Here is a 20952-nt window from a genome sequence, read left to right as displayed (position 1 = left end):
ATCGTCGTAGACAACAGTGTGTGCCACACAGTATGGTGTGACGCATGGTTAGCGAGGACGTTCTACGGACGCACCTACAGGAGTTGCGTCGAGGCACCGTCGTGGTGGCCAGCCTGGTGGCGTTGCGCCAGCCGGACTACGGCTACGCACTGCTGCAACGGCTCACCGACCACGGCTTCCCGGTGGACGCCAACACGCTCTACCCGCTGCTGCGCCGCCTTGAGGACCAGGGGCTGCTGACCAGCGAGTGGAACACCGAGGAGAGCCGACCGCGCAAGTTCTACCGGACCAGCGACGAGGGCGAGTCGATGCTGAACCGGCTCCTGGACGACCTCGCCGCCGTACAGACCTCCATCACCGGGCTGATCCAAGGAGTGGACCGATGAACACCCTGACCGACCGCTATCTCGCCGCCACCCTGCGATCGGTGCCCGCCCAGCGCCGCGGCGAGATCGCCACGGAGCTGCGCGCCTCGATCCAGGACATGATCGAGGACCGGACCAGCGGCGGCGAGGACGCCACCGCCGCCGAGCGGGCGGTGCTCACCGAGCTGGGCAACCCGGACCTGCTGGCCGCCCGGTACGCCGACCGTCGGCTGCAGCTCATCGGCCCGACCTACTACCTCGTCTGGCTGCGGCTGCTGAAGCTGCTGCTCAGCTTCATCCCGGCGATCGTCGGCGCGATCGTCGCCATCGTCGAGGTGGCCGAAGGCAAGGGTTTCGGGGCCATCGGGAGCGGCATCGGCACCGCCATACAGGTTGCCGTACAGATCGCCTTCTGGCTCACCCTGACCTTCGCGCTCATCGACCGCTTCCAACCCGCCGCCGACCTGCCCGACTGGAACGTCGACCAGCTGCCCGACGTCCCCGCACACAAGGACGTCTCCCTCGCCGACACCATCGCGTCGGTGGCCATGTTGGTGCTGACCATCGGCTACCTGCCCTTCCAGCACTACCGGTCCTGGGTGAACGGCACCGACGGCGAGAACATCCCGATCCTCGACCCGGCTCTGTGGTCGTTCTGGCTGCCGGCGCTGATCGCGGTGCTGGTCGCCAGCCTGGTGTTCGAGATCGTCAAGTACCGGATCGGGCGCTGGAACTGGGCACTGTTCGGAGTGAAGGCCCTGCTCAGCCTCGCGTTCACGGTGCCGCTGATCTGGTTGGCACTCAACGACCGGCTGCTCAACCCGGCCCTGGCCGACCGCCTGAGCTGGCTGGCCGAGCCGGACAACACGAACATCCTCGGGGCTGTCATCGCGATAGGCGCGGCGGTGGTGCTGGTCTGGGACCTGATCGACACCGCCATCAAGACCCGCCGCCAGACGGCGTGAGCTGATCCGGACACGGCGGCCCGGCGCGCACCCCGCGCCGGGCCGCCGCGCTGCGGCGATGCAACCAGAGTGCGAGGGTCTGACCAGCCTGACCAGGTCACCTCCGACCTGTCCGGCTCGCAGAGACGGCCGGTGGCGTGGCATCGTTCCCGGATGAACGTGGCACAGCGGGACGCGTGGCGCCGCCCAGGTCCGACGTCGGAGCAGCTCCGGATCGACCTCTGGATCGGGTTGGCCGTGACCCTGCTTGCCCTGGTGAGCCTCACCCTGGCCCGCAGCACCGGCGCGTTCCTGCTGGGGCCGCCGCCGTCCGGGCCGGAGCAGTTGCTCTGGACCGTCGCGGTGACCCTGCCGCTGATCTGGCGGCGACGCTTGCCGACCGCCACCCTGCTTGTCATTTCGGTGGCGTTCATCGCCGCGCAGGCCCGATCGGCACCGGAGACGCAGCTCTCCTCGTGGTCGCTCTTCTGCGCGCTCTACACCGTCGGCGCGTGGGAACAGAACCGCCGGCTGGCCCGCAGGCTGCGCATCGGTGTGATCGTCACGATGTTCGCCTGGCTGGGCGTCTACTACGCGGTCAGCATCGAGCACATCCCACCCGGTGCCTTCGCCAACGCCGTCGGACCGGTGCCCCCGCTGCTCGCCGCGATGGTCACCGGCGTCCTGATCAACGGCCTGTACTTCGGTTTCGCGTACTTCTTCGGCGAGACCGCCTGGGTGGCCGCTCGACGCGAGCACGAGCTACGCGCCCAGGCCGAGGAACTGCGCCAATCGCAGGCAGAATCCCGCGAGCGGGCGGTGTTCGGCGAACGGGTGCGCATCGCCCGGGAACTGCACGACGTTGTCGCGCACCACGTCTCGGTGATGGGGGTGCAGGCGTCCGCGTGCCGGCGGGTGTTCGACCGCGACCGGGACAAGGCTCGCTCGGCACTCGCCGCCATCGAGCAGAGCGCCCGCACCGCCGTCGACGAGCTACGCCGGATGCTCGGCGTGCTGCGCGCCCCCGACGGCTCCGCCGAAACCCCACCGCCGGCCGCCGCGACGATCGAAAGGATCGGCGAGCTTGTCGAACGGGCCCGCGCCGCCGGGCTCACGGCCACCACCGGGGTGTACGGCGCCCCGGTGACGTTGCCCGCGTCGGTCTCGCAGACGGCGTACCGGGTGGTGCAGGAGGCGGTGACCAACACGTTGAAACACGCCGACGCCGGACTGCTGGACGTACGGATCCGCTACCTGGCACGGGAGGTCGAGGTGGACGTGAGCGACGACGGACGCGGCGGGAGCCAATGCCCCGCTGACGGGCTCGGCCTGATCGGCATGCGGGAACGCGTCGGCGCCCAGGACGGCGTCCTGGAGGCTGGCCCCCGCCGGGGCGGCGGCTGGCGGGTCCGCGCCCGGCTGCCGCTGCCCCCGGCAGTGCCCACGGGAAACCAGCCGAATCCGACACGAACCGACGCCGCGTCCGACGACGGTACGCCGACAGCGAGCCGCGCAGACGCGGACGCGGCAACGCCGACGCAGCGCGAGAGGGCAGCCGCGCGGGACGAGGCTACGGCCGGGACGGGGTGGTCGGTGTGAGCACGGCACCCGTCGGCGACACCAATCCGCGCGCCGACGAGCGAATCCGGGTGCTGCTCGCCGACGACCAGCACCTCGTCCGCACCGGCTTCCGGGTCATCCTCGAGGTGGAGGACGACATCGAGGTCGTCGGCGAGGCGGCCGACGGCGGCCGAGCCGTCACCATGGCTCGCGCCACCCGCCCCGACGTGGTGCTCATGGACGTGGAAATGCCAGTGATGGACGGGCTGGAGGCCACCCGACAGATCACCGGTACCGGCCCGGGCGCGCCGGCGGTGCTGATCCTCACCACGTTCGACCGCGACGACTACCTCTTCGCGGCGCTGCGCGCCGGTGCCAGCGGCTTCCTGCTCAAGAACGGCACACCAGAGGAGTTGGTCGACGCGATCCGGGTGCTCGCCCGGGGCGACGCCCTGCTCGCCCCCGAGATCACCCGGCGGGTGATCTCGACGTTCGCCCGTCCCGGCGATCCGGCGGGCACCGCCCACCTCGGGCCGGACGCCGAGGCCGCGCTGGGCGAGCTCACGCCGCGCGAACGGGAGGTGCTGGTCCTGCTCGCCGCCGGATCGAGCAACGCGGAGATCGCCGCGAGCATGCAACTGGGCGAGGCGACGGTGAAGACGCACGTCAGCCGGGTACTGGCCAAACTCGGTCTGCGCGACAGGGTGCAGGCCGTCGTGTTCGCGTACGAGAGCGGGGTGGTCCGGCCCGGCGGGTGACCGGCATCCGCCGCAAGGGGGACCGACCGGTTCCGCCGCCGGGCGGACTGCGGATCGACGTACCGGATCTAGCGTGGATGCGTGACCAATACGCTCCGCCTGGACGGCGTCGACCGCAGCTTCGGCGACCGGCAGGTACTGAGAAACGTCTCCTTCGAGGTGACCGCAGGCCGGATGACCGGTTTCGTCGGCGCCAACGGCGCCGGCAAGACCACCACCATGCGGATCATCCTGGGTGTACTCGCGCCGGACGCCGGTGAGGTGAGCTGGGGCGGCACACAGCTCACCCGGCAGGACCGCGCGCGCTTCGGTTACATGCCTGAGGAGCGTGGCCTCTATCCCAAGATGACCACGCGGGAGCAGGTGACGTACCTGGGACGGTTGCACGGCCTGGACGCACCCGCCGCCCGACGTGCCACCGACACGCTGCTGGAGCGGGTCGGGCTCGGCGCGCGGGGCGACGACCTGCTGGAGACGCTGTCGCTCGGCAACCAGCAGCGGGCCCAGATCGCCGCCGCGCTGGTGCACGACCCGGAGGTGCTGGTGCTCGACGAGCCGTTCTCCGGCCTCGACCCGCTTGCCGTCGAAACGGTAGTGGGGGTGCTGCGCGAGCGCGCCGCCGCCGGAGTGCCGGTGCTCTTCTCCAGCCACCAACTTGACGTGGTGGAGCGGCTCTGCGACGACCTGGTGATCATCGGGGACGGGGTGATCCGCGCCGCCGGCAGCCGCGAGCAGCTGCGCGAGTCGTACACCTCGCCCCGTTTTGAACTGGTGGTGGAGACCGACGCCGGCTGGGTCCGCGACCAGCCCGGCGTCACGCTTGTCGAGTTGGACGGCGCGCGGGCGGTCTTCGACCTGCCGGCCGGCGCCGACGAGCAGCCGGTGCTGCGCGCGGCCCTGGCCCGCGGCCCGGTCCGCGCCTTCCGCCCGGTCAGCCCCTCGCTCACCGAGATCTTCCGAGAGGTCACCCAGTGAACGTCCCCCAGGCCACCCGGCTCGTCGCCGAGCGCGAGATCCGGGTCAAGCTCCGCGACCGTACCTTCCTGTTCGGCACGCTCTTCTTCCTACTCGTCGCGGCGGCCGGCACGATCCTGCCTCCGCTGCTCTCCGGCGGGCCGGAGCGTGTGGCAGTCACCCAGGAGGCAGCCGGTCCGTTGCGGGACGCGGGCCTCGACGTCCTCGTGGTGGCCGACGACCGCGCCGCCGAGCAGGCGGTGCGCGACGGTGACGTGGACGCCGCTGTTGTCTCAGGGCCGAAGGTGCTGGCCATGGACGAGACCCCCAACGAGGTGGTGCGGGCACTGAGCTCCTCGCCGCCGGTCCAACTGCTCGACCCCGACGCTGTCGACCCGGTGGTGGCGTTCCTGGTGCCGTTCGTCTTCGCGTTCGTCTTCTTCTTCACCTCGCAGATCTTCGGCATGCAGATCGCGCAGAGCGTCACCGAGGAGAAGCAGACCCGGATCGTGGAGATCCTGGTCGCGGCCGTGCCGGTCCGGGCGTTGCTGGCCGGCAAGATGATCGCCGGAACCATCCTGGCCCTCGGGCAGATCGTCCTCATCGCCCTGGTGGCGATGATCGGTGTGCAGTTCGGCGACAGCACCGAGCTGCTGTCGCTGCTGGCCCCCGCGATCGGCTGGTTCCTGCCGTTCTTCCTGCTCGGATTCGTACTGGTGGCGGCCATGTGGGCGGCGGCCGGAGCGCTTGTCAACAGGCAGGAGGACATCGCCGGGGTGTCCACACCCGTGCAGCTCGCCGTCATGCTGCCGTTCTTCGCGGTGATCTTCCTCAACGACAACGCGACGGCCATGCGGGTGCTGTCCTACCTGCCGTTCTCCGCCCCCACCGCGATGCCGTTGCGGCTGTTCACCGGGGACGCGGCCGGCTGGGAGCCGCTGGTGTCGCTGGTCCTGCTGCTGGTCGCCGCCGCGGCGTTCGTGGTCGCCGGGGCGCGGGTGTACGAGGGATCGCTGATGCGTACCAACGGTCGCACCTCGATCCTGGCGGCGTGGCGCTCCCGCGACACGGTGGGCTGACCCAGCGCGGCTGGCCCGCCCGGCGTCGGGCGGGCCAGCATCACCGTCGACCCTCACGAGGAATCGATCGTCGGCCTACCAGGGAGGCCGTCGGTCGCAAACTGATCCGCCCACCGGGTGCCCGCCACCGACCAGGCGGTACGCAGGGCCCGCGCCGGTTCCGGGGCGGCGCGGTGGCGCCCGCTCCAGCCGGTGCCGCTGCCTCAGTCGGTGCCGTTGCCTCAGTCGGTGCCGTTGCTCCTTGATCCGGGCCCCGCCGCGCGGTTGCGCCGGCCGGAGGGCCCTCAGGACGCCGACTCCGTCGGTGAACAGTTCTTGGCGTACCGCCCCCGGGCCCGCTGCTCTCGGCGCGGGCCGTAACGCCTCCTTCGGCTCGTGCATCGCCGTGCCGAACCGCGAACGCATCCTCCCCCCGGCTCTGCGCGCTCAGGCGCCAGCGCAGTCTACGTGACGCCCGTCACATATCGATGAACAGTGCTTGACTTGACAAGTACATACTTGGAATGTGCAATATATTGCATGCCGACGCTCGTGCCGCCCGACGTCGGGCCCCAGCGCCACGGCGCGATCGGACCCTTCAGGCCACCCCGAACACGATCGTCGACAGGCCCGCGCACGACGCTCAGCCAGCACACACCAGTTCCTCGCCGCCTCGAGCGGCTGCGGTTCTCGTCGGCGAGCGGCCGCGATTCCGCCGCTCAGCACGACCGCTTCACCGCCCGTGCGAGGTCAGCGGCGCCGCCACAGTCGCCACTCCCCGCACCACCTGCAGACCCGGGAACCGCTGCTGCACCGTCTCGTCAGCGGCCCCACCCCGACGCGATCGAGGTATGGCTATGGAGCAGCTCTTCGGACGAGAGGTGGAACTGGCGCGCATCGGCCGCTTCCTGCAAACGGTGCGAAACAGCGGCGACGTTCGACTTGTCCGCGGCGATCCGGGCATCGGAAAGTCGGCGCTACTCGCCGCCACGGCTGACCTGGCCGACGACGCCGGGATGCGGGTACTGCGCGCGTCCGGCTCGGAGTTCGAGGCGGACGTCAGCTACTCGTTGCTCAACCAACTGTTACTGCCTCTGCACGCCGACATCCAGCGCCTGCCACCTGCCCTGCGCGACGCGCTCACCGTCGCGCTCGGGTTCGGGCCGGGCGCGACACCGGCCGCGCTGATGATCTGCAATGCCGCGCTGTCGCTTGTGAACACCGTCGCCAAGAAGGCGCCCGTCCTTCTGGTGATCGACGACCTGCAATGGGTCGACCGGCCCAGCGCTGTGGTCCTCGGTTTCATCGCGCGGCGTGTGCCGGGTTCACCGGTGGGCGTCGTGGCGGCCTCCCGGACGGGCACCGAGGGCTTTCTCGACCGGCGCGGGCTGACCGAGGTGACTGTCGGACCGCTCACCCGGGACGCTGGCGCCCAACTCCTGCAAGCCCGCTCCCCCCACCTGACCCCTCCGGCCCGGCAACGCCTGCTCGATCTCGCCCAGGGCAACCCGCTCGCCCTTGTCGAGCTTCCGGCCACGCTCACCGACTCCGGCGGGCGGTGCTCGGAGCAGTCCGGCCTGGTGCCCCTGAGCGAACACCTCCAGGCGGTGTTCGACGCGCGGATCGCCGACCTGCCGGAGGCGACACGGCTGCTGCTGTTGCTCGCCACCTTCGAGGGCAGCGGTGACGTACGGGTCCTGCGCGGCATGACGAGCCTCATCGACCTGGCGCCCGCCGAGCGAGCCCAGCTGGTACGGGTCGACGACTCCACAGGTCGCCTCGTCTTCCGTCACCCCCTGATCCAGGCGGCGATCGTCGCGAAGTCCACCCACGAGGAACGTCGGGGCGCCCACCTCGCCATCGCCGCCGCGCTGCCCGCAGACCCGGAACGCCGCGCCTGGCACCTGTCGGCGGCCACCGCAGGTGCGGCGCGCTCGCGGCGTGTCCCCACCCAACCGCTCCAGTGCCTCGGCGATGGCCACCGACACGCTTACCGGGTACGTGAACGCCGTACCGAAACCGGACAGCTCGTCGCAGCAGACCGGGCCGCCCACCGCCGCCGCCACGATCATCGAATCCTTGTGGTGCACTGTCACCGACGAGAACAGCCCGATCTCCGCGTCGACAGTCGCCGCTGTCAGGCTCTCGTACTCCAGGTGCAGGCTGCGTGCCCGGTAGTCGTCAGGCGCCCGCTTCGGCCGGGACACCAGCCGCAGGTCGCCCGCCGAGGGGCCGTCGTCGGGCAGATCCCCACACAGGGCACATCCCGGCTCGGCGATGAGCCGGTGCCGGGAGATCGCCAGCGTCGCCGTGTCGACCTCCAGCACCGCCTGGTCGCACCGTACGGCAGCCCCCTGGGCGACACGATCCAGTTCGTCGGCGACGAGCGCCGCGACGACGGCCCGCAGAGGCGTCCCGAAGGTCGGCGCGGGCGCGGTGACGATGCCGTCGTACAACCCCTGCCAGAGCGCCGACCGGTGCGGCGCGGCACCCACCCGCGCGCGGTAGGACCGCACCTGGACACAGTGGTGGCAGCCCGACCGCCCCGCCACGGTGAACGGGCCGATCCGCACTCCGCGCAACGTCGGGTACACCGGCAGGAACGCCCGCCCCGCCGCACGGGCGCGGCGGGCGGCGGCTGACACCTGGTCGGACCGGTCGTCAGTGACGAAGACGTCGACGCCCCGGCCGTCGTCCGTCGGCAGGGGGCGCAGGGCGGCCTCCACCGCACGGTGCAGGATGCCGGTGCCGAGCAGCCGGACGCCGTACGTCGAGGAATCGCAGGCCGCACCCATGGAACACCTCCTCAGCGGACGTGGCGCAGGGTCAGCCGACGGCCTCCATCACCTCGTCGGAGACGTCGAAGTTCGCGTAGACGTTCTGCACGTCGTCGCAGTCCTCAAGGACGTCGATCAGCTTGAAGATCTTGCGGGCGCCCTCCTCGTCAAGGGGGACGTTGACGCTCGGGACCAGCGACGACTCGGCCGACTCGTACTCGATGCCGGCGTCCTGAAGCGCGGTGCGCACCGGAATGAGGTCGGTCGGCTCGGAGACGATCTCGAATGCCTCGCCCAGGTCGTTGACTTCCTCGGCGCCGGCGTCGAGAACGGCCATCATCACGTCGTCCTCGGTCGTGCCACCCTTGGGGACGATCACGACGCCCTTGCGGGAGAACATGTACGACACCGAGCCCGCGTCGGCGAGCGAACCGCCGTTGCGGGTCAGCGCGGTGCGCACCTCGGTTGCCGCCCGGTTGCGGTTGTCGGTGAGGCACTCGATGAGCATCGCCACACCGCTGGGCCCGTAACCCTCGTACATGATGGTCTGCCAGTCGGCGCCGCCGGCCTCCAGGCCGGAGCCGCGCTTGACGGCGCGGTCGATGTTGTCGTTCGGGACCGAGTTCTTCTTCGCCTTCTGGATGGCGTCGAAGAGCGTCGGGTTGCCGGACGGATCACCGCCGCCGGTCCGCGCGGCGACCTCGACGTTCTTGATCAGCTTGGCGAACATCTTGCCGCGCTTGGCGTCGATGACGGCCTTCTTGTGCTTGGTCGTCGCCCACTTTGAGTGGCCGGACATCTGCTACCTCCGTTGCTACCCGCCGTCTGCATCGACCGACCGCGCACGCCCCGGCCCCGCCGGCGCACGCGGTGGTGCCGGTCAGCCCTGCGGGAAAGCCGCGACGGGCAGCTGGCCCCGCCGAATCTCGGCAATCCTACCGGCGTCGGGCTGGTCGCTGTCACGCGCGGCACCGCGTCGGTGCACGCCGTGCCGCGCGAGCAGGCACGACGGACTCCCGGCGGGGAGCCCGCGCGGCGCGACCACGCGGGCGGTCAGCGGGCGACGCGGACCAGGTCGACGAAGTACGCGTGCAGCCGCGCATCGCCGGTCAGCTCCGGGTGGAACGAGGTGGCCAGCAGGTTACCCTGTCGAACCGCCACGATCCGGCCGGTGCTCGGCCCTCCGGTCACAGTGCCGAGCACCTGGACGCCGTCGCCGACCCGCTCCACCCAGGGGGCGCGGATGAAGACCGCGTGGAACGGCTCCCCCGCCACCCCGCTGATCTCCACGGGCGCCTCGAACGAGTCGACCTGCCGGCCGAAGGCGTTGCGTCGCACTGTCATGTCGATGCCGGCAAAGCCGCGCTGGTCGGGCCGACCGTCCAGGACCTCGGACGCCAGCATGATCATCCCCGCGCAGGAGCCGTAGACAGGCATCCCGTCCGCGATGCGCTTGTCGATGGGCTCGCGCAGCTCGAAGATGTCGGCGAGCTTGCTGATCGTGGTGGACTCCCCGCCCGGGATCACCAGGCCGTCGACCGCGTCCAGCTCTGCGGGCCGCCGGACCGGGCGGGCGTCCGCGCCGGCCGCGACGAGCGCGGCGACGTGCTCGCGCACGTCACCCTGAAGGGCGAGCACACCGATCACGGGTACGTCGCTCATGTCGCCTTTCCTCTCGTCGCCGTCAGCTTGTTAGCTCGTCGCCGTCAGCTTGTTAGCTCGTCGCCGTCAGCTTGTTAGGAGGGGGCCCTTCCTATGCATCAGGCGTTAAGAAGGTGCCCTTCCTTACTCACCAGCCGCGCTCGGCCAGGCGGTGCGGCTGCGGGATCTCGTCGACGTTGATGCCGACCATGGCCTCGCCGAGACCACGGGAGACCTTCGCCAGCACGTCCGGGTCGTCGTGGAAGGTGGTCGCCTTCACGATCGCGGCAGCGCGCTGCGCCGGGTTGCCGGCCTTGAAGATGCCCGAGCCGACGAAGACACCCTCCGCGCCCAACTGCATCATCATCGCCGCGTCGGCCGGGGTGGCGATCCCACCGGCGGTGAACAGCACCACCGGCAACTTGCCCGTCTCGGCGACCTCCTTGACCAGCTCGTACGGGGCCTGCAACTCCTTGGCCGCGACGAAGAGCTCGTCGGTGGGCAGCGACGACAGCCGCCGGATCTCCTGACGGATCTTGCGCATGTGGGTGGTGGCGTTGGAGACGTCACCGGTGCCGGCCTCACCCTTGGAGCGGATCATGGCCGCGCCCTCGGTGATGCGGCGCAGCGCCTCACCCAGGTTCGTCGCACCGCAGACGAACGGGACCGTGAAGGCCCACTTGTCGATGTGGTTCGCGTAGTCCGCCGGGGTCAGCACCTCGGACTCGTCGACGTAGTCGACGCCGAGCGACTGGAGGATCTGCGCCTCCACGAAGTGACCGATGCGGGCCTTTGCCATCACCGGGATGGAGACCGCCGAGATGATGCCATCGATCATGTCGGGGTCGCTCATCCGGGACACGCCGCCCTGCGCGCGGATGTCGGCGGGCACCCGCTCCAGCGCCATCACGGCGACAGCGCCGGCGTCCTCGGCGATCTTGGCCTGCTCGGCGTTGACCACGTCCATGATCACGCCGCCCTTGAGCATCTCGGCCATGCCGCGCTTCACGCGGGCCGTGCCGACGACGGGGGCGCTACCGGTGGTCGAGGCGGTGGTGTCGGACACGGGTGATCGCTCCTTGGACGGGCTGTGGGAGGTGGCAGCGAAATGCTACGTCCGGTTCAACGCCGCTCCGACAGCCAATCCGACCCCCGGTGGCCTGTCCTGTGGCCCTCGTCACCGGCCCCCGACAGGTCCGCCGGCGGCCCCGGGTCGGCGGTTGCGCACCGGTCAGTTCGCTGGGACGTCCGCCGGCACCACAAGCGTCGGATCGTCGATGTCAAAGTAGCGTGGCCACTCCCGACCCCGCCCCATCCGCAACAACCGCACCAGCGGCCTGCTGCGCGCCGACCGCGCGTCCCGCACCAGATCGGTGTGCACCTGCCGGGACAACGCCAGCCGCCGACTCGCCGCGATCACCGCCGTGCAGTCCGGGTCCGCCGGGTCCAACTGCACCGACCGCAACTGCCGGGTCAGGTCGTTCTCCGCGGCCTCCCGCTCGTCCGGCGCCGCGTCCAGCGCGATCCGCGCCGCCGCGTACAACTCCACGCCGAAACGCCGCTCCGCCAACACGGCGGCCGCCGCCGCCCGCCGCAACAGGTGGGCGTCCAGGGCCCGCGCCGCCAGCTCCGCGCGGCCCTGCAACCGCTCGACCCGGCCGGCGGTCCAGATGAGGTACGCCGCGACCAGCCCCACGACCACACTCGCGGCCACCACCCACCACATGTGCGGCATCGTAGTGCTGCTCCGTTTCTCCTCCGACTGTGCGCGTCCTCGTCGGCCACCCTGTCACCAGCAGCGCCATCCGTCACGTCGGCTCAGCCCAGCCCGACCCATTCCTGGTCGATGACCCGCCCGTCGGTCGCCTCGATCGCCGCTGCGTATACCTCCAGAACACGCCGAGCAACCACCGGCCAGTCGAAATTCGCCACCACCTGATCACCGCAGGCGCTCAGCACGGCCCGCCCGCCCGGATCGTCAAGCAACTCGGCCAGGGCGTCGCGCAGCCCCACCGCGTCCCCCGTCGGAAAGAGCCGCCCCGCCCTGCCCCCGTCGAGCACCCGGCGGAACGCGTCCAGATCACTCGCCACAACAGTCGTGCCAGCAGCCAGCGCCTCGGTCAGGATCATCCCGAACGACTCGCCACCGGTGTTCGGCGCCACGTACAGGTGCACACTGCGCAGCATCCGCGCCTTGTCCGACTCCGAGACCAACCCCAGGAAGGTCACCCGGTCATGCAGCGCGGCCGGAAACTGGTCAAACAGGTCATCGGGATCACCCGGGCCGGCGACCAGCAGCCGCAACCCCGGCCGGGACTCGGCCAACGACACGAAAGCGTCCCGCAGCACCGGGAACCCCTTACGCGCCTCGGTGAACCGGCCCAGAAACCCCAACGTGCCCCCGGAGCCCACACCGCACTCCCCCGGCCAGCCGGGCAGCGGCTCGGCATCGGCGAACTTCGCCACCGCCACCCCGTTGGGAATCTCCACAGCACCGCCGTCCATGTGCTCCACCTGGACCTTGCGGGCCAACGCGCTCACCGCGATCCGGGCGGTGATCCGCTCCAACACGATCTGCAACACGCCCTGCGCGGCGGCCAGCACCCGCGAACGCGTCATCGCCGTATGGAACGTGGCCACCACCGGCCCACGGGCGGACAACACCGCCAACAGCGAGAGACTCAACGTGAGCGGCTCGTGCACATGCAGAACGTCGAAATCGCCGTTCGTGAGCCACCGCCGGACCCGAGCCGTGGAAACCGGACCGAACGCGATCCGGGCCACCGACCCGTTGTACGGCAGAGGCACCGCCCGACCGGCCGACACCACGTACTCCGGCAGCGGAGAATCCTCATCCGCCGGTGCGAGCACGCTGACCTCGTGCCCCAGTGCGATCAGCGCCTCCGCGAGGTCGACGACGTGGTTCTGCACCCCGCCAGGAACATCGAAGGAGTACGGGCAGACGATGCCGATCCGCATACGTCAGCGCCCCTCGTCCGCGACTGCGGGGCTCCGCTGCGCTGCACTCCTCGCGCGCACCGAACCCGCCTTCCTGTCCGCGACTGCGGGGCTCCGCTGCGCTGCACTCCTCGCGCGCACCGAACCCGCCTTCCTGTCCGCGACTGCGGGGCTCCGCTGCGCTGCACTCCTCGCGCGCACCGAGCCCACCTCCTTCAGGACCGGCCCGAGGCCGGCGCGGACGTTGCCGCGTCGCCCGACCCTCGCTGGTCCAGCCACATTCGCTGCAACATGTGCCAGTCTTGCGGATTGTCGGCGATACCCGACGCCAGACGGTCGGCGATCATCTGAGTCAGCGACCGTACCCGCTGGTCGAGCGGCCCCACCTCGGGCCCCGGCACCGGCAGCGGGCCGCTGAGCGAGGCACACGCGGCGTCCGTTTCGTACCACATGGAGGCCACGTAGAGCGGCGCTCCGGTATGCAACGCCAGCAGCGCCGGCCCGGCCGGCATGCGCGTCTGCGCACCGAAGAAATCCACCTCAACGCCCCGGGCCGACAGGTCCCGGTCGGCCAGCAGCGGCACCACAGCCCCCGCGCGTACCCGGTCCAGCAGCACGTCGAACGCTGGACGCGGCCCACCGTGGGTCGGCAGGATCTCCATCCCCAGGCCCTTCCGGAAGGCGATGAAGCGCTCGTACACCCCCTCCGGCTTGAGCCGTTCCATGACCGTGGTGATCGGCCAACCGGTGGCAGCCACCCAGGCGCCCGCCGCGTCCCAGTTGCCGGCGTGCGGCAGGGCCACCACCGCACCCCGGCCAGCGGCGACGTCCGCGGCCAGCAGCTCCGCACCGTCGAGGCGGAACCCGGACAGGATCTGCTCCCGGCTCAACGAGGGCAGGCGGAACGCCTCCATCCAGTACCTGGCGTACGAGCGCAGGCCGCGCTTGACCAGTTCGTCCAGCTCGGCGTCGGGCACCTCCGGGCCGACCACCCGGCGCAGGTTGGCGCGCAGCCGCTCCGTACCCCCGCCGGCGCGGCGGTGGGCGCGGTCCGCGCCCGCCTGGAATGCCCTGGCCACAAGCGGCCGGGGCAGCGCGCGGGCCAGCCGCCAGCCGGCGACGTACCCCAGCTCGGTCAGGTTCACGCGGCCCGGCCGCCGGTCGTGCGGCGCGGCATCGCCAGCGCGTGGCCCACGCCGAGTACGTCGGGTCGTCGCGGCTCCTGCCTGGCCCCGCTCACGCCTGACCGTCCGGCTGGAGCTGCTGGGCCTGGCGGTAGACGTGCGCCACCCGCTGGCCCACCGTGAAGATCGAGACGGCGGCGAGCAGCCACAGCGCGATCTCCAGGGCCGGCTTGACGTTCAGGCCGGTGAGGATGCCGCCGACGCCGACGATGAGCAGCCGTTCGGTGCGCTCGGCGATGCCCACGTTGCAGGTCATCCCGAGCCCCTCGGCGCGGGCCTTCACGTAGGAGACCAACCCGCCGGCGGCCAGGCAGAGCAGCGCGGCGGCCACCCCGGAGTGGTTACCCTGGGTGGCCAGCCAGTACGCGACAGCGCCGAAGACGGCACTGTCGGCGACCCGGTCCATGCTCGAGTCGAGGAACGCCCCGAACCTGGTGGAGCCGCCGCTCATCCGGGCCATCGTCCCGTCGAGCAGGTCAGTGAGCGCGAAAAAGGTGACGATCAACGCGCCCGCGACCAGGTGGCCGCGGGCACCGAAGCCGAGCGCGCCGACGAGCACACCAACGGTGCCCGCGACGGTGACGGCATTGGGGGTGACGCCCGCGCGCAGCAGGGCGCGTGCGATCGGCTCTACGACGCGGGTCATCCCCGCGCGGGCCGACACTTGGAAGATCTTCGCCATGGCGGTCCCACGATAACGGTCCGTCCATCTCCGGCGATACGGCCCGCCCCTCCGACCCGCCGGGGCAGGCTTGTGCCTGTCCGGCGACAGGTGTGAGATCGAGCCAGGAGGTGAGCCAGCTCACCCGCCCGCCCGTCCCGTTCCCGCTGTGCAGCAGACCACCGGAGGATATCGCCGCGCACTCGCCCCGGGCCGCTTCCCGTCGCGCGGCGGTCGCCACCCACCACCGGCTGAGGGAGGTGCGCCCCCATGGCGCAGAAAAGTCACGAGAAAGGTCCCACCGGCGGCGTGCCGGCGGTGACCACGCCCGACCAGGTTCGCAACGTGGTGCTCGTCGGGCATTCCGGAGCGGGCAAGACGACACTCGTCGAGGCCCTGCTCGCCGCGACCGGCACTATCGGCCGGGCCGGCAGCGTGGTCGACGGCACCACTGTCGGCGACCACGACCCGGCGGCCGTACGCCAGCAGCGTTCGGTGAGCCTGTCCTGCGCGCCGCTGCTGCACAACGGCATCAAGGTCAACCTCCTGGACACACCCGGGTACGCCGACTTCGTCGGTGAGCTGCGCGCCGGCCTGCGGGCCGCCGACGCCGCGATCTTCGTCGTCTCGGCTGCCGGCGGGATGGACGCGGCCACAGTGGCGCTGTGGGAGGAGTGCGCGGCGGTCGACATGCCCCGCGCGGTCGCGGTGGCCCGGCTGGACCAGCCGCGCGCCGACTTCGACGAGACCGTGGCCCTGTGCCAGCGTCTCTTCGGCGACAACGTCATGCCGCTCTACCTGCCGATGCTCGGCGACGACGGCGTCTCCACCGAGGGCCTGCTCGGTCTGATCACCCGCCGGGTCTTCGACTACACCGCCGGGCTCCCCGCCGACGTGCGTGACCCGGACCCGCAGCACCAGCCCGCCATCGACGAGTCCCGCAACGAGCTGATCGAGGGGATCATCGCCGAGAGCGAGGACGAGACCCTCATGGACCGCTACCTCGACGGCGAGGAGATCGACACCGAGGTGCTGATCGACGACCTGGAGAAGGCAGTCGCCCGGGGCCACTTCTACCCGGTGGTGCCCGTCTGCGCCGAGACCGGCGTCGGCCTCGACGCGCTGCTTGAGGTGATGACCGCCGCGTTCCCGTCACCGTTGGAGCACGAGCTGCCGGCGGTGACAGGCGTGGACGGCTCACCTCGCCCGCCGCTGACCTGCGACCCGAACGGACCGCTCGTCGCCGAGGTCGTCAAGACCACAGTCGACCGGCACGTCGGCCGGGTCTCCCTGGTCCGGGTCTTCTCCGGCACGCTGCGCCCCGACCTGACGATGCACGTCTCCGGGCACGGCATGGCCGAGCGCGGGCACCCCGACCACGACGCCGACGAGCGCGTCGGGCACATCTACACCCCGCTGGGCGCCACCCTGCGGGAGGTGCCGTTCTGCGTCGCCGGCGACCTCTGCGCGATCACCAAATCGGGAAGCGCCGAAACCGGCGACACCATCTCGGCCAAGGACGACCCGCTGCTGATCGCCCCCTGGGAGATGCCCGAACCGTTGCTGCCGGTGGCGATCGTCGCCCGCAGCCGCGCCGACGAGGACGCGCTGGCCCGCAACCTGGCCCGGCTCGTCGCAGGCGACCCCACCCTGCGGCTGGAGCGCAACCCGGAAACCCACCAACTGGTGCTGTGGTGCATGGGCGAGGCACACGCCGACGTGGTGCTCGACCGGCTGCGCGCCGGTGGCGTCGAACTGGACACCGAACCCGTCAAGGTGTCGCTGCGCGAAACGCTCACCGTGCCGGCGAAGGGGCACGGCCGGCACGTCAAGCAGTCCGGCGGCCACGGCCAGTACGCGATCTGCGACATCGAGGTGGAGCCGCTGCCCCGGGGCAGCGGCTTCGAATTCGTCGACCGGGTCGTCGGCGGCGCCGTGCCCCACAACTACATCCCGTCCGTGGAGAAGGGCGTACGCGCCCAACTGGAACGCGGCCTGGTCGCCGGCCACCCGGTCGTGGACCTGCGGGTGACCCTGGTCGACGGCAAGGCCCACAGCGTCGACTCCTCCGACGCCGCCTTCCAGACCGCTGGCGCGCTGGCTCTGCGCGACGCCGCCGAACGCGGCCAACCAGCACTGCTCGAACCCATCGACGAGGTACGCATCCGCGTACCCGACGGCTCCGTGGGCACCGTCATGGGCGACCTGTCCAGCCGGCGCGGCCGGGTGCTCGGCACCGAACCGGACCCGGAGGTCGACGGCCGCACCCTGATCAGGGCCGAGGTCCCTGCAACCGAACTGCTCCGGTACGCCGTCGAGCTGCGCTCCCTGACCGCCGGCACCGGCACGTTTCGCCGCCACTTCGTCCGCCACGACCCCATGCCGACCCACCTGGCCGACCAGACCCGCAAAGAACAAGCCCCCTAATCCAGTCCAGTCCTCAGCCAGGCTGGACGCCACCCGCGCCCACCCTGATCCGCAGGTCCCACCGAGCCGGGCCCTGCGACCCCGCCCTGCCCTGCCGAGCCCTGCCCCGCCCCGCCCCGCCCCGCCCCGCCGATCTTGCACTTACTGTCGCCGAAATGTCGCTGTTGCGGGCATTAGTCACGGCAGGAAGTGCAAGATCGGCGAGTGCGCCGGCCCGGGAGCGGGGCGCGCGGGGTGCGGGCTCGCGTCACCCCGTCGATCATGGAGTTGTGGTGGGCGGAAACAGCTATTTCCACCTGCTTTGTGAGGCACCACAACTCCATGATCGACGAAGGCGGGGAGATGCTGCGCTGAGCGCCAGGCAGCGCGGCGACACGCGGGGGACGGCAGCGCGCGAGGACAGGCACGGCGCGCGGAGGACAGGCACGGCGCGCGAGGCCGGGCGGAGGGCCGTGACCTGGCGCAGGTGAAGGGCGGGAGTTCTACGGGTGGGTGACTGGGTGGGTGGGGCGGGGCCAGTGAGGGCGGTCGGCGTCCCGGAGGGCGGCAGTGCGTAGGGCGGCTAGCTGCCGTTCCACCTCGACGAACACGTCCGGCTCCAACGGACCCCACTGCAACGCGGCAGCGTTCTCCTCGATCTGGGCGACGGTACGGCAGCCGGGGATCGGAATGCTGCGCCCGCTGCGCGCCCAGATCCAGCCCAGCGCGCCCTGCGCGAGGGTACGTCCGTCGACGGTGAGCGCGGCACGGACCGCTCCTACCCGGCGCAGCCACTCCGGCGCGGGGCGTCCTCCACGGAACCACTCCAGCCACCCGGGGGTCAGCCCGCGTACGTCGTCGCGGGGCAGCGTGGAGGCCGCCGTGTACTTGCCGGTGAGCAGTCCCATCCCCAGTGGTCCCTGGTTGATGCTGGCCAGGTCGTACTTGTCGCAGACGGCGAGCAGTTCGGGGGCGTCGCGCAGCACCGACAGGTTGTGTTGCACCGCGGTGGCGCCCGGGGCGGTGTGCCCGAGCGCGGCAGCCCGGTCGGGTCGGTCGGTGCTCCACCCGTACGCCCGGATCAGGCCCTCGGCGACGAGGCTCTCGCAGGTGTCGATCAGCGCCTCCGCGCGGGGCACCGGAAGGTCGGCCAGGTGCAGCTGATAGAGGTCGATCCGATCGGTGCCCAGCCGGCGTAGCGACCCGGTCACCGCCCGCCGCAGGTACGTCGGCGACGCGTCCTCCCCGGTCGCCTGGCGGGCTGCCTCGTCGAAGGTGTAGCCCCACTTGGTGGCGATCACGGCTTCGTCGCGGCGGCCGGCGAGCGCCCGGCCCAGGATCCGCTCGCTGTGCCCGGCCCCGTACGTATCGGCAGTGTCGAAGAGCGTCACGCCCAGGTCGAGGGCCCGGCGTACGGTCCGCACGGACTCGTCGTCGTCGACCGCGCCCCAGCCCAGCGGCTGGGTGCCCTCCGCCCAGGGGCCACCGATCGCCCAGCACCCCATGCCGAGGGCGCTGACCTCGATGCCGCTGCGCCCCAACGTCCGTGTCGTGACTGCCATCGACAGATCGTGCCACCTCGGCCGGGTCGAGGCGTAGCGCTTCCGTGCTACGCCTGCGTGACGGCGGGGATCGGCGCGGTACGGCATGATCGGCGGAATGCGACGGCTGGGCGTGGACATCGGCGGCGTACTCATCGAACCGGCCGACGAGGACGCCGACACGTCCTTCTTCGGCGCGAACTATCTGCGTACACCGGCGGTGGCCGGGGCGTTCGACGCGCTCGCGGCGCTCGGGCCGACGTTCGACGAGGTGCACCTGGTGTCCAAGTGCGGCGCGACCACCGAGCAGCGGACCCGCGATTGGCTGGCCCATCACGGCTTCCCGGCCCGCACCGGGATCCCCGTCGACCGGGTGCACTTCTGCCGGACCCGCCCGGCCAAGGCGCCGATCGCGCAGCGGCTCGGGCTGACCCACTTCGTGGACGACCGGTTGGAGGTGCTCGGCTACCTCGACTCGGTGCCGCACCGCTACCTGTTCCGGCCCCGTCCGGCGGAGGTCGACGCCCATGCAGCGCTGCTCCCCCTCGTACACCAGGTGCGGAGCTGGCCGGAGCTGACCACCCTGCTGCGCGCCGACTAGCGCGACCGGCACGGACACCGCGCCGACAAGCACGGACGCCGCGCCGGTCGAGCGCGGAACACCACAACCAGGGCGGGGTACGTCAGGACGGCCAGGCGCGGCTGAGCAGTTCGCGGGTGTCGCCGAGCAGTTGCGGCAGGACCTTCGTGCGGCCGATCACCGGCATGAAGTTCGCGTCGCCACCCCAGCGGGGCACCACGTGCTGGTGCAGGTGGGCAGCGATGCCGGCGCCGGCCACGCCGCCCTGGTTCATCCCCAGGTTGAAGCCGTGCGCGTTGCTCACCTTGCGGATCACCCGCATGGCGGTCTGGGTGTACGACGCCAGCTCGATGGTCTCCGGCACGTCCAGGTCGGTGTAGTCGGCGACGTGCCGGTAGGGGCAGATCAGCAGGTGCCCCGGGTTGTACGGGTAGAGGTTGAGCACCACGAAGACGCGCTCGCCCCGGGCCACCACGAGGCTCTCCTCCGGCGGTAGCCCCGGGGCCAGGCAGAACGGGCAGCCGGTCGGCTTCTCGTAGCCCTCGGCGGGGCGGTCCTCGCCGGAGATGTAGGTCATCCGGTGCGGCGTCCAGAGCCGCTCCAGGCCGTCCGCCATGCCACCGCTGCCCGTGTGCCGTTCCGCCCCTGTCACGAGCCGATCCTACGGAGCCGCGCGGTCCAGCCGCGACACCCATCGCCAGGAAGCCCACTTGCTGCAAGTTGTTGACGGATCGACATCAATACCTGAAACTTCCATGCATTCATGCAGTTCCATTTAGCGATGGAGAGATACATGATCCAACGGCTCGGCAGGATCCTCGCGGCACTGGCGCTGACCGCCGCCACCACGGTGGCCGGCGTCACCCTCACCGCCGGCGCGGCACAGGCGGACGGCTGCTACACCTGGGGTCGCGCCCTCTCCCAGGGGATGTCCGGCGAAGACGTCCGCCAACTCCAGATCCGGGTCGCCGGTTACCCCGGCTACGCCGCCGTACTCACCATCGACGGCTCGTACGGCCCCGCCACCCGCTCTGCGGTGATCCGCTTCCAGCAGGCGTACGGGCTGTCCGCCGACGGGGTGGCCGGCCCGCAGACCTTCAACCGGCTCTACGCGCTGCAGGACGACGACTGCACGCCGGCCAACTTCAGCTACGCCGAACTGAACAACTGCAACAGCACCTGGTCCGGTGGCGCGGTCGCGGCGAGCACCGCGCGGTTCAACGCGCTCGTCTCGATGTGGAAGCTCCAGGCCCTGCGGCACGCCCTCGGGGACGTATCCATCGCCATCAGCAGTGGTTTCCGCAGCACCGCCTGCAACAACGCGGTCGGCGGGGCGTCGAACAGCAGGCACCTGTACGGCGACGGAGTGGACCTGGTGGGGTCACCGTCGTTCTGCCGGCTGGCCCAGCAGGCCCGCTACCACGGGTTCGGGCAGATCCTCGGCCCCGGCTACCCGGACCACAACGACCACACCCACGTGGCGGCGGTAGGCGGCTGGTCAGCGCCGAACTGCGGCATCTGACAGCGACCCCGCCGGGCAACGCCGTCCCGTGCCGCACCGCGCC

At 71.2% G+C, this 20952-nt stretch carries 18 protein-coding genes and 2 pseudogenes; 10 read left to right on the top strand and 10 right to left on the bottom strand.

Features of this window, described 5'->3' with window-relative positions; translation table 11 throughout:
* The first annotated feature begins 44 nt into the window (after positions 1 to 44).
* The 7 genes and pseudogenes from ACLQ23_RS26370 to ACLQ23_RS26340 form a co-directional block, all read left to right on the top strand.
* On the top strand, positions 45 to 386 hold the full coding sequence (locus tag ACLQ23_RS26370; protein WP_053657579.1) for a PadR family transcriptional regulator: 342 nt from the start codon (positions 45 to 47) through the stop codon (positions 384 to 386).
* Positions 383 to 1330, top strand: coding sequence for a permease prefix domain 1-containing protein (locus ACLQ23_RS26365; protein WP_355595542.1), 948 nt, complete (start codon positions 383 to 385; stop codon positions 1328 to 1330). The genes ACLQ23_RS26370 and ACLQ23_RS26365 overlap by 4 nt, the downstream gene beginning before the upstream one ends.
* A 153-nt stretch (positions 1331 to 1483) precedes the next feature.
* Positions 1484 to 2737 (top strand): annotated as a pseudogene (locus ACLQ23_RS26360) (sensor histidine kinase); the annotation flags it as partial.
* 167 nt (positions 2738 to 2904) lie between these two features.
* A complete protein-coding gene (locus tag ACLQ23_RS26355) occupies positions 2905 to 3627 on the top strand; it encodes a response regulator (RefSeq protein ID WP_425735887.1) in 723 nt (240 codons plus the stop codon).
* 81 nt (positions 3628 to 3708) lie between these two features.
* A complete protein-coding gene (locus tag ACLQ23_RS26350; RefSeq protein ID WP_425881239.1) occupies positions 3709 to 4602 on the top strand; it encodes an ABC transporter ATP-binding protein in 894 nt (297 codons plus the stop codon).
* Positions 4599 to 5660 (top strand): ABC transporter permease, encoded by a 1062-nt coding sequence (locus ACLQ23_RS26345; RefSeq protein ID WP_355595546.1) that lies wholly within the window; start codon positions 4599 to 4601, stop codon positions 5658 to 5660. Before ACLQ23_RS26350 ends, ACLQ23_RS26345 begins: the two co-directional genes overlap by 4 nt.
* Before the next feature lie 503 nt (positions 5661 to 6163).
* Positions 6164 to 6916: pseudogene (locus ACLQ23_RS26340) on the top strand (AAA family ATPase); the annotation flags it as partial.
* A gap of 48 nt (positions 6917 to 6964) precedes the next feature.
* Here the strand turns inward: ACLQ23_RS26340 and ACLQ23_RS26335 are convergent.
* The 8 genes from ACLQ23_RS26335 to pgsA form a co-directional block, all read right to left on the bottom strand.
* A complete protein-coding gene (locus ACLQ23_RS26335; RefSeq protein WP_425881238.1) occupies positions 6965 to 8434 on the bottom strand; it encodes a TOMM precursor leader peptide-binding protein in 1470 nt (489 codons plus the stop codon).
* A 31-nt stretch (positions 8435 to 8465) separates the two neighbouring features.
* The gene (locus ACLQ23_RS26330) at positions 8466 to 9215 is read right to left on the bottom strand and encodes a YebC/PmpR family DNA-binding transcriptional regulator (protein ID WP_355595548.1); all 750 of its coding nucleotides are present in this window, start codon (positions 9213 to 9215) and stop codon (positions 8466 to 8468) included.
* A 254-nt stretch (positions 9216 to 9469) separates the two neighbouring features.
* Entirely contained in the window at positions 9470 to 10078 is a 609-nt protein-coding gene (gene pdxT / locus ACLQ23_RS26325; protein WP_355595550.1) for a pyridoxal 5'-phosphate synthase glutaminase subunit PdxT, read from the bottom strand.
* A 127-nt stretch (positions 10079 to 10205) separates the two neighbouring features.
* Positions 10206 to 11123, bottom strand: a complete 918-nt coding sequence (pdxS, locus tag ACLQ23_RS26320) for a pyridoxal 5'-phosphate synthase lyase subunit PdxS (RefSeq protein ID WP_167944967.1) — start codon at positions 11121 to 11123, stop codon at positions 10206 to 10208.
* A gap of 165 nt (positions 11124 to 11288) precedes the next feature.
* A complete protein-coding gene (locus ACLQ23_RS26315) occupies positions 11289 to 11792 on the bottom strand; it encodes a hypothetical protein (protein WP_355595552.1) in 504 nt (167 codons plus the stop codon).
* 83 nt (positions 11793 to 11875) lie between these two features.
* Positions 11876 to 13036 (bottom strand): glycosyltransferase family 4 protein, encoded by a 1161-nt coding sequence (locus ACLQ23_RS26310; RefSeq protein ID WP_355595554.1) that lies wholly within the window; start codon positions 13034 to 13036, stop codon positions 11876 to 11878.
* 194 nt (positions 13037 to 13230) lie between these two features.
* Positions 13231 to 14160 carry a phosphatidylinositol mannoside acyltransferase gene (locus tag ACLQ23_RS26305; RefSeq protein ID WP_355595556.1) on the bottom strand — a complete coding sequence of 310 codons (930 nt, stop codon included), beginning with the start codon at positions 14158 to 14160 and terminating at the stop codon, positions 13231 to 13233.
* A gap of 91 nt (positions 14161 to 14251) precedes the next feature.
* Complete coding sequence (gene pgsA / locus ACLQ23_RS26300; RefSeq protein WP_355595558.1) at positions 14252 to 14881, bottom strand: phosphatidylinositol phosphate synthase; 630 nt, start codon at positions 14879 to 14881, stop codon at positions 14252 to 14254.
* Between the two features lie 249 nt (positions 14882 to 15130).
* Between pgsA and ACLQ23_RS26295 the strand changes: the two genes are divergently transcribed.
* Positions 15131 to 17287 (top strand): elongation factor G-like protein EF-G2, encoded by a 2157-nt coding sequence (locus ACLQ23_RS26295; RefSeq protein ID WP_355595560.1) that lies wholly within the window; start codon positions 15131 to 15133, stop codon positions 17285 to 17287.
* Between the two features lie 482 nt (positions 17288 to 17769).
* Here the strand turns inward: ACLQ23_RS26295 and ACLQ23_RS26290 are convergent, their stop codons facing one another.
* Positions 17770 to 18828 carry an aldo/keto reductase gene (locus tag ACLQ23_RS26290; protein WP_425881237.1) on the bottom strand — a complete coding sequence of 353 codons (1059 nt, stop codon included), beginning with the start codon at positions 18826 to 18828 and terminating at the stop codon, positions 17770 to 17772.
* A 97-nt stretch (positions 18829 to 18925) separates the two neighbouring features.
* Between ACLQ23_RS26290 and ACLQ23_RS26285 the strand changes: the two genes are divergently transcribed.
* Positions 18926 to 19408 carry a hypothetical protein gene (locus ACLQ23_RS26285; RefSeq protein WP_355595564.1) on the top strand — a complete coding sequence of 161 codons (483 nt, stop codon included), beginning with the start codon at positions 18926 to 18928 and terminating at the stop codon, positions 19406 to 19408.
* An 82-nt stretch (positions 19409 to 19490) separates the two neighbouring features.
* Here the strand turns inward: ACLQ23_RS26285 and ACLQ23_RS26280 are convergent, their stop codons facing one another.
* Complete coding sequence (locus ACLQ23_RS26280; protein ID WP_355595765.1) at positions 19491 to 20003, bottom strand: HIT family protein; 513 nt, start codon at positions 20001 to 20003, stop codon at positions 19491 to 19493.
* Between the two features lie 177 nt (positions 20004 to 20180).
* Here ACLQ23_RS26280 and ACLQ23_RS26275 point away from each other — a divergent pair, with 177 nt between their 5' ends.
* On the top strand, positions 20181 to 20909 hold the full coding sequence (locus ACLQ23_RS26275) for a D-Ala-D-Ala carboxypeptidase family metallohydrolase (protein WP_355595565.1): 729 nt from the start codon (positions 20181 to 20183) through the stop codon (positions 20907 to 20909).
* Positions 20910 to 20952: the final 43 nt, after the last annotated feature.

The sequence above is a fragment of the Micromonospora sp. DT41 genome (assembly GCF_049841715.1).
Classification (GTDB): domain Bacteria; phylum Actinomycetota; class Actinomycetes; order Mycobacteriales; family Micromonosporaceae; genus Micromonospora; species Micromonospora profundi.
This window is presented reverse-complemented; position numbering and strand designations above follow the sequence as displayed.

Excerpts from the sequence above, each read along its gene's own strand:
- ACLQ23_RS26370 (WP_053657579.1), top strand. The coding sequence starts at position 45 with ATGGTTAGCGAGGACGTTCTACGGACGCACCTACAGGAGTTGCGTCGA.
- ACLQ23_RS26365 (WP_355595542.1), top strand. The coding sequence starts at position 383 with ATGAACACCCTGACCGACCGCTATCTCGCCGCCACCCTGCGATCGGTG.
- ACLQ23_RS26335 (WP_425881238.1), bottom strand. The coding sequence starts at position 8,434 with ATGGGTGCGGCCTGCGATTCCTCGACGTACGGCGTCCGGCTGCTCGGC.
- ACLQ23_RS26330 (WP_355595548.1), bottom strand. The coding sequence starts at position 9,215 with ATGTCCGGCCACTCAAAGTGGGCGACGACCAAGCACAAGAAGGCCGTC.
- pdxT (WP_355595550.1), bottom strand. The coding sequence starts at position 10,078 with ATGAGCGACGTACCCGTGATCGGTGTGCTCGCCCTTCAGGGTGACGTG.
- ACLQ23_RS26315 (WP_355595552.1), bottom strand. The coding sequence starts at position 11,792 with ATGCCGCACATGTGGTGGGTGGTGGCCGCGAGTGTGGTCGTGGGGCTG.
- ACLQ23_RS26310 (WP_355595554.1), bottom strand. The coding sequence starts at position 13,036 with ATGCGGATCGGCATCGTCTGCCCGTACTCCTTCGATGTTCCTGGCGGG.
- pgsA (WP_355595558.1), bottom strand. The coding sequence starts at position 14,881 with ATGGCGAAGATCTTCCAAGTGTCGGCCCGCGCGGGGATGACCCGCGTC.
- ACLQ23_RS26295 (WP_355595560.1), top strand. The coding sequence starts at position 15,131 with ATGGCGCAGAAAAGTCACGAGAAAGGTCCCACCGGCGGCGTGCCGGCG.
- ACLQ23_RS26290 (WP_425881237.1), bottom strand. The coding sequence starts at position 18,828 with ATGGCAGTCACGACACGGACGTTGGGGCGCAGCGGCATCGAGGTCAGC.
- ACLQ23_RS26285 (WP_355595564.1), top strand. The coding sequence starts at position 18,926 with ATGCGACGGCTGGGCGTGGACATCGGCGGCGTACTCATCGAACCGGCC.
- ACLQ23_RS26280 (WP_355595765.1), bottom strand. The coding sequence starts at position 20,003 with ATGGCGGACGGCCTGGAGCGGCTCTGGACGCCGCACCGGATGACCTAC.
- ACLQ23_RS26275 (WP_355595565.1), top strand. The coding sequence starts at position 20,181 with ATGATCCAACGGCTCGGCAGGATCCTCGCGGCACTGGCGCTGACCGCC.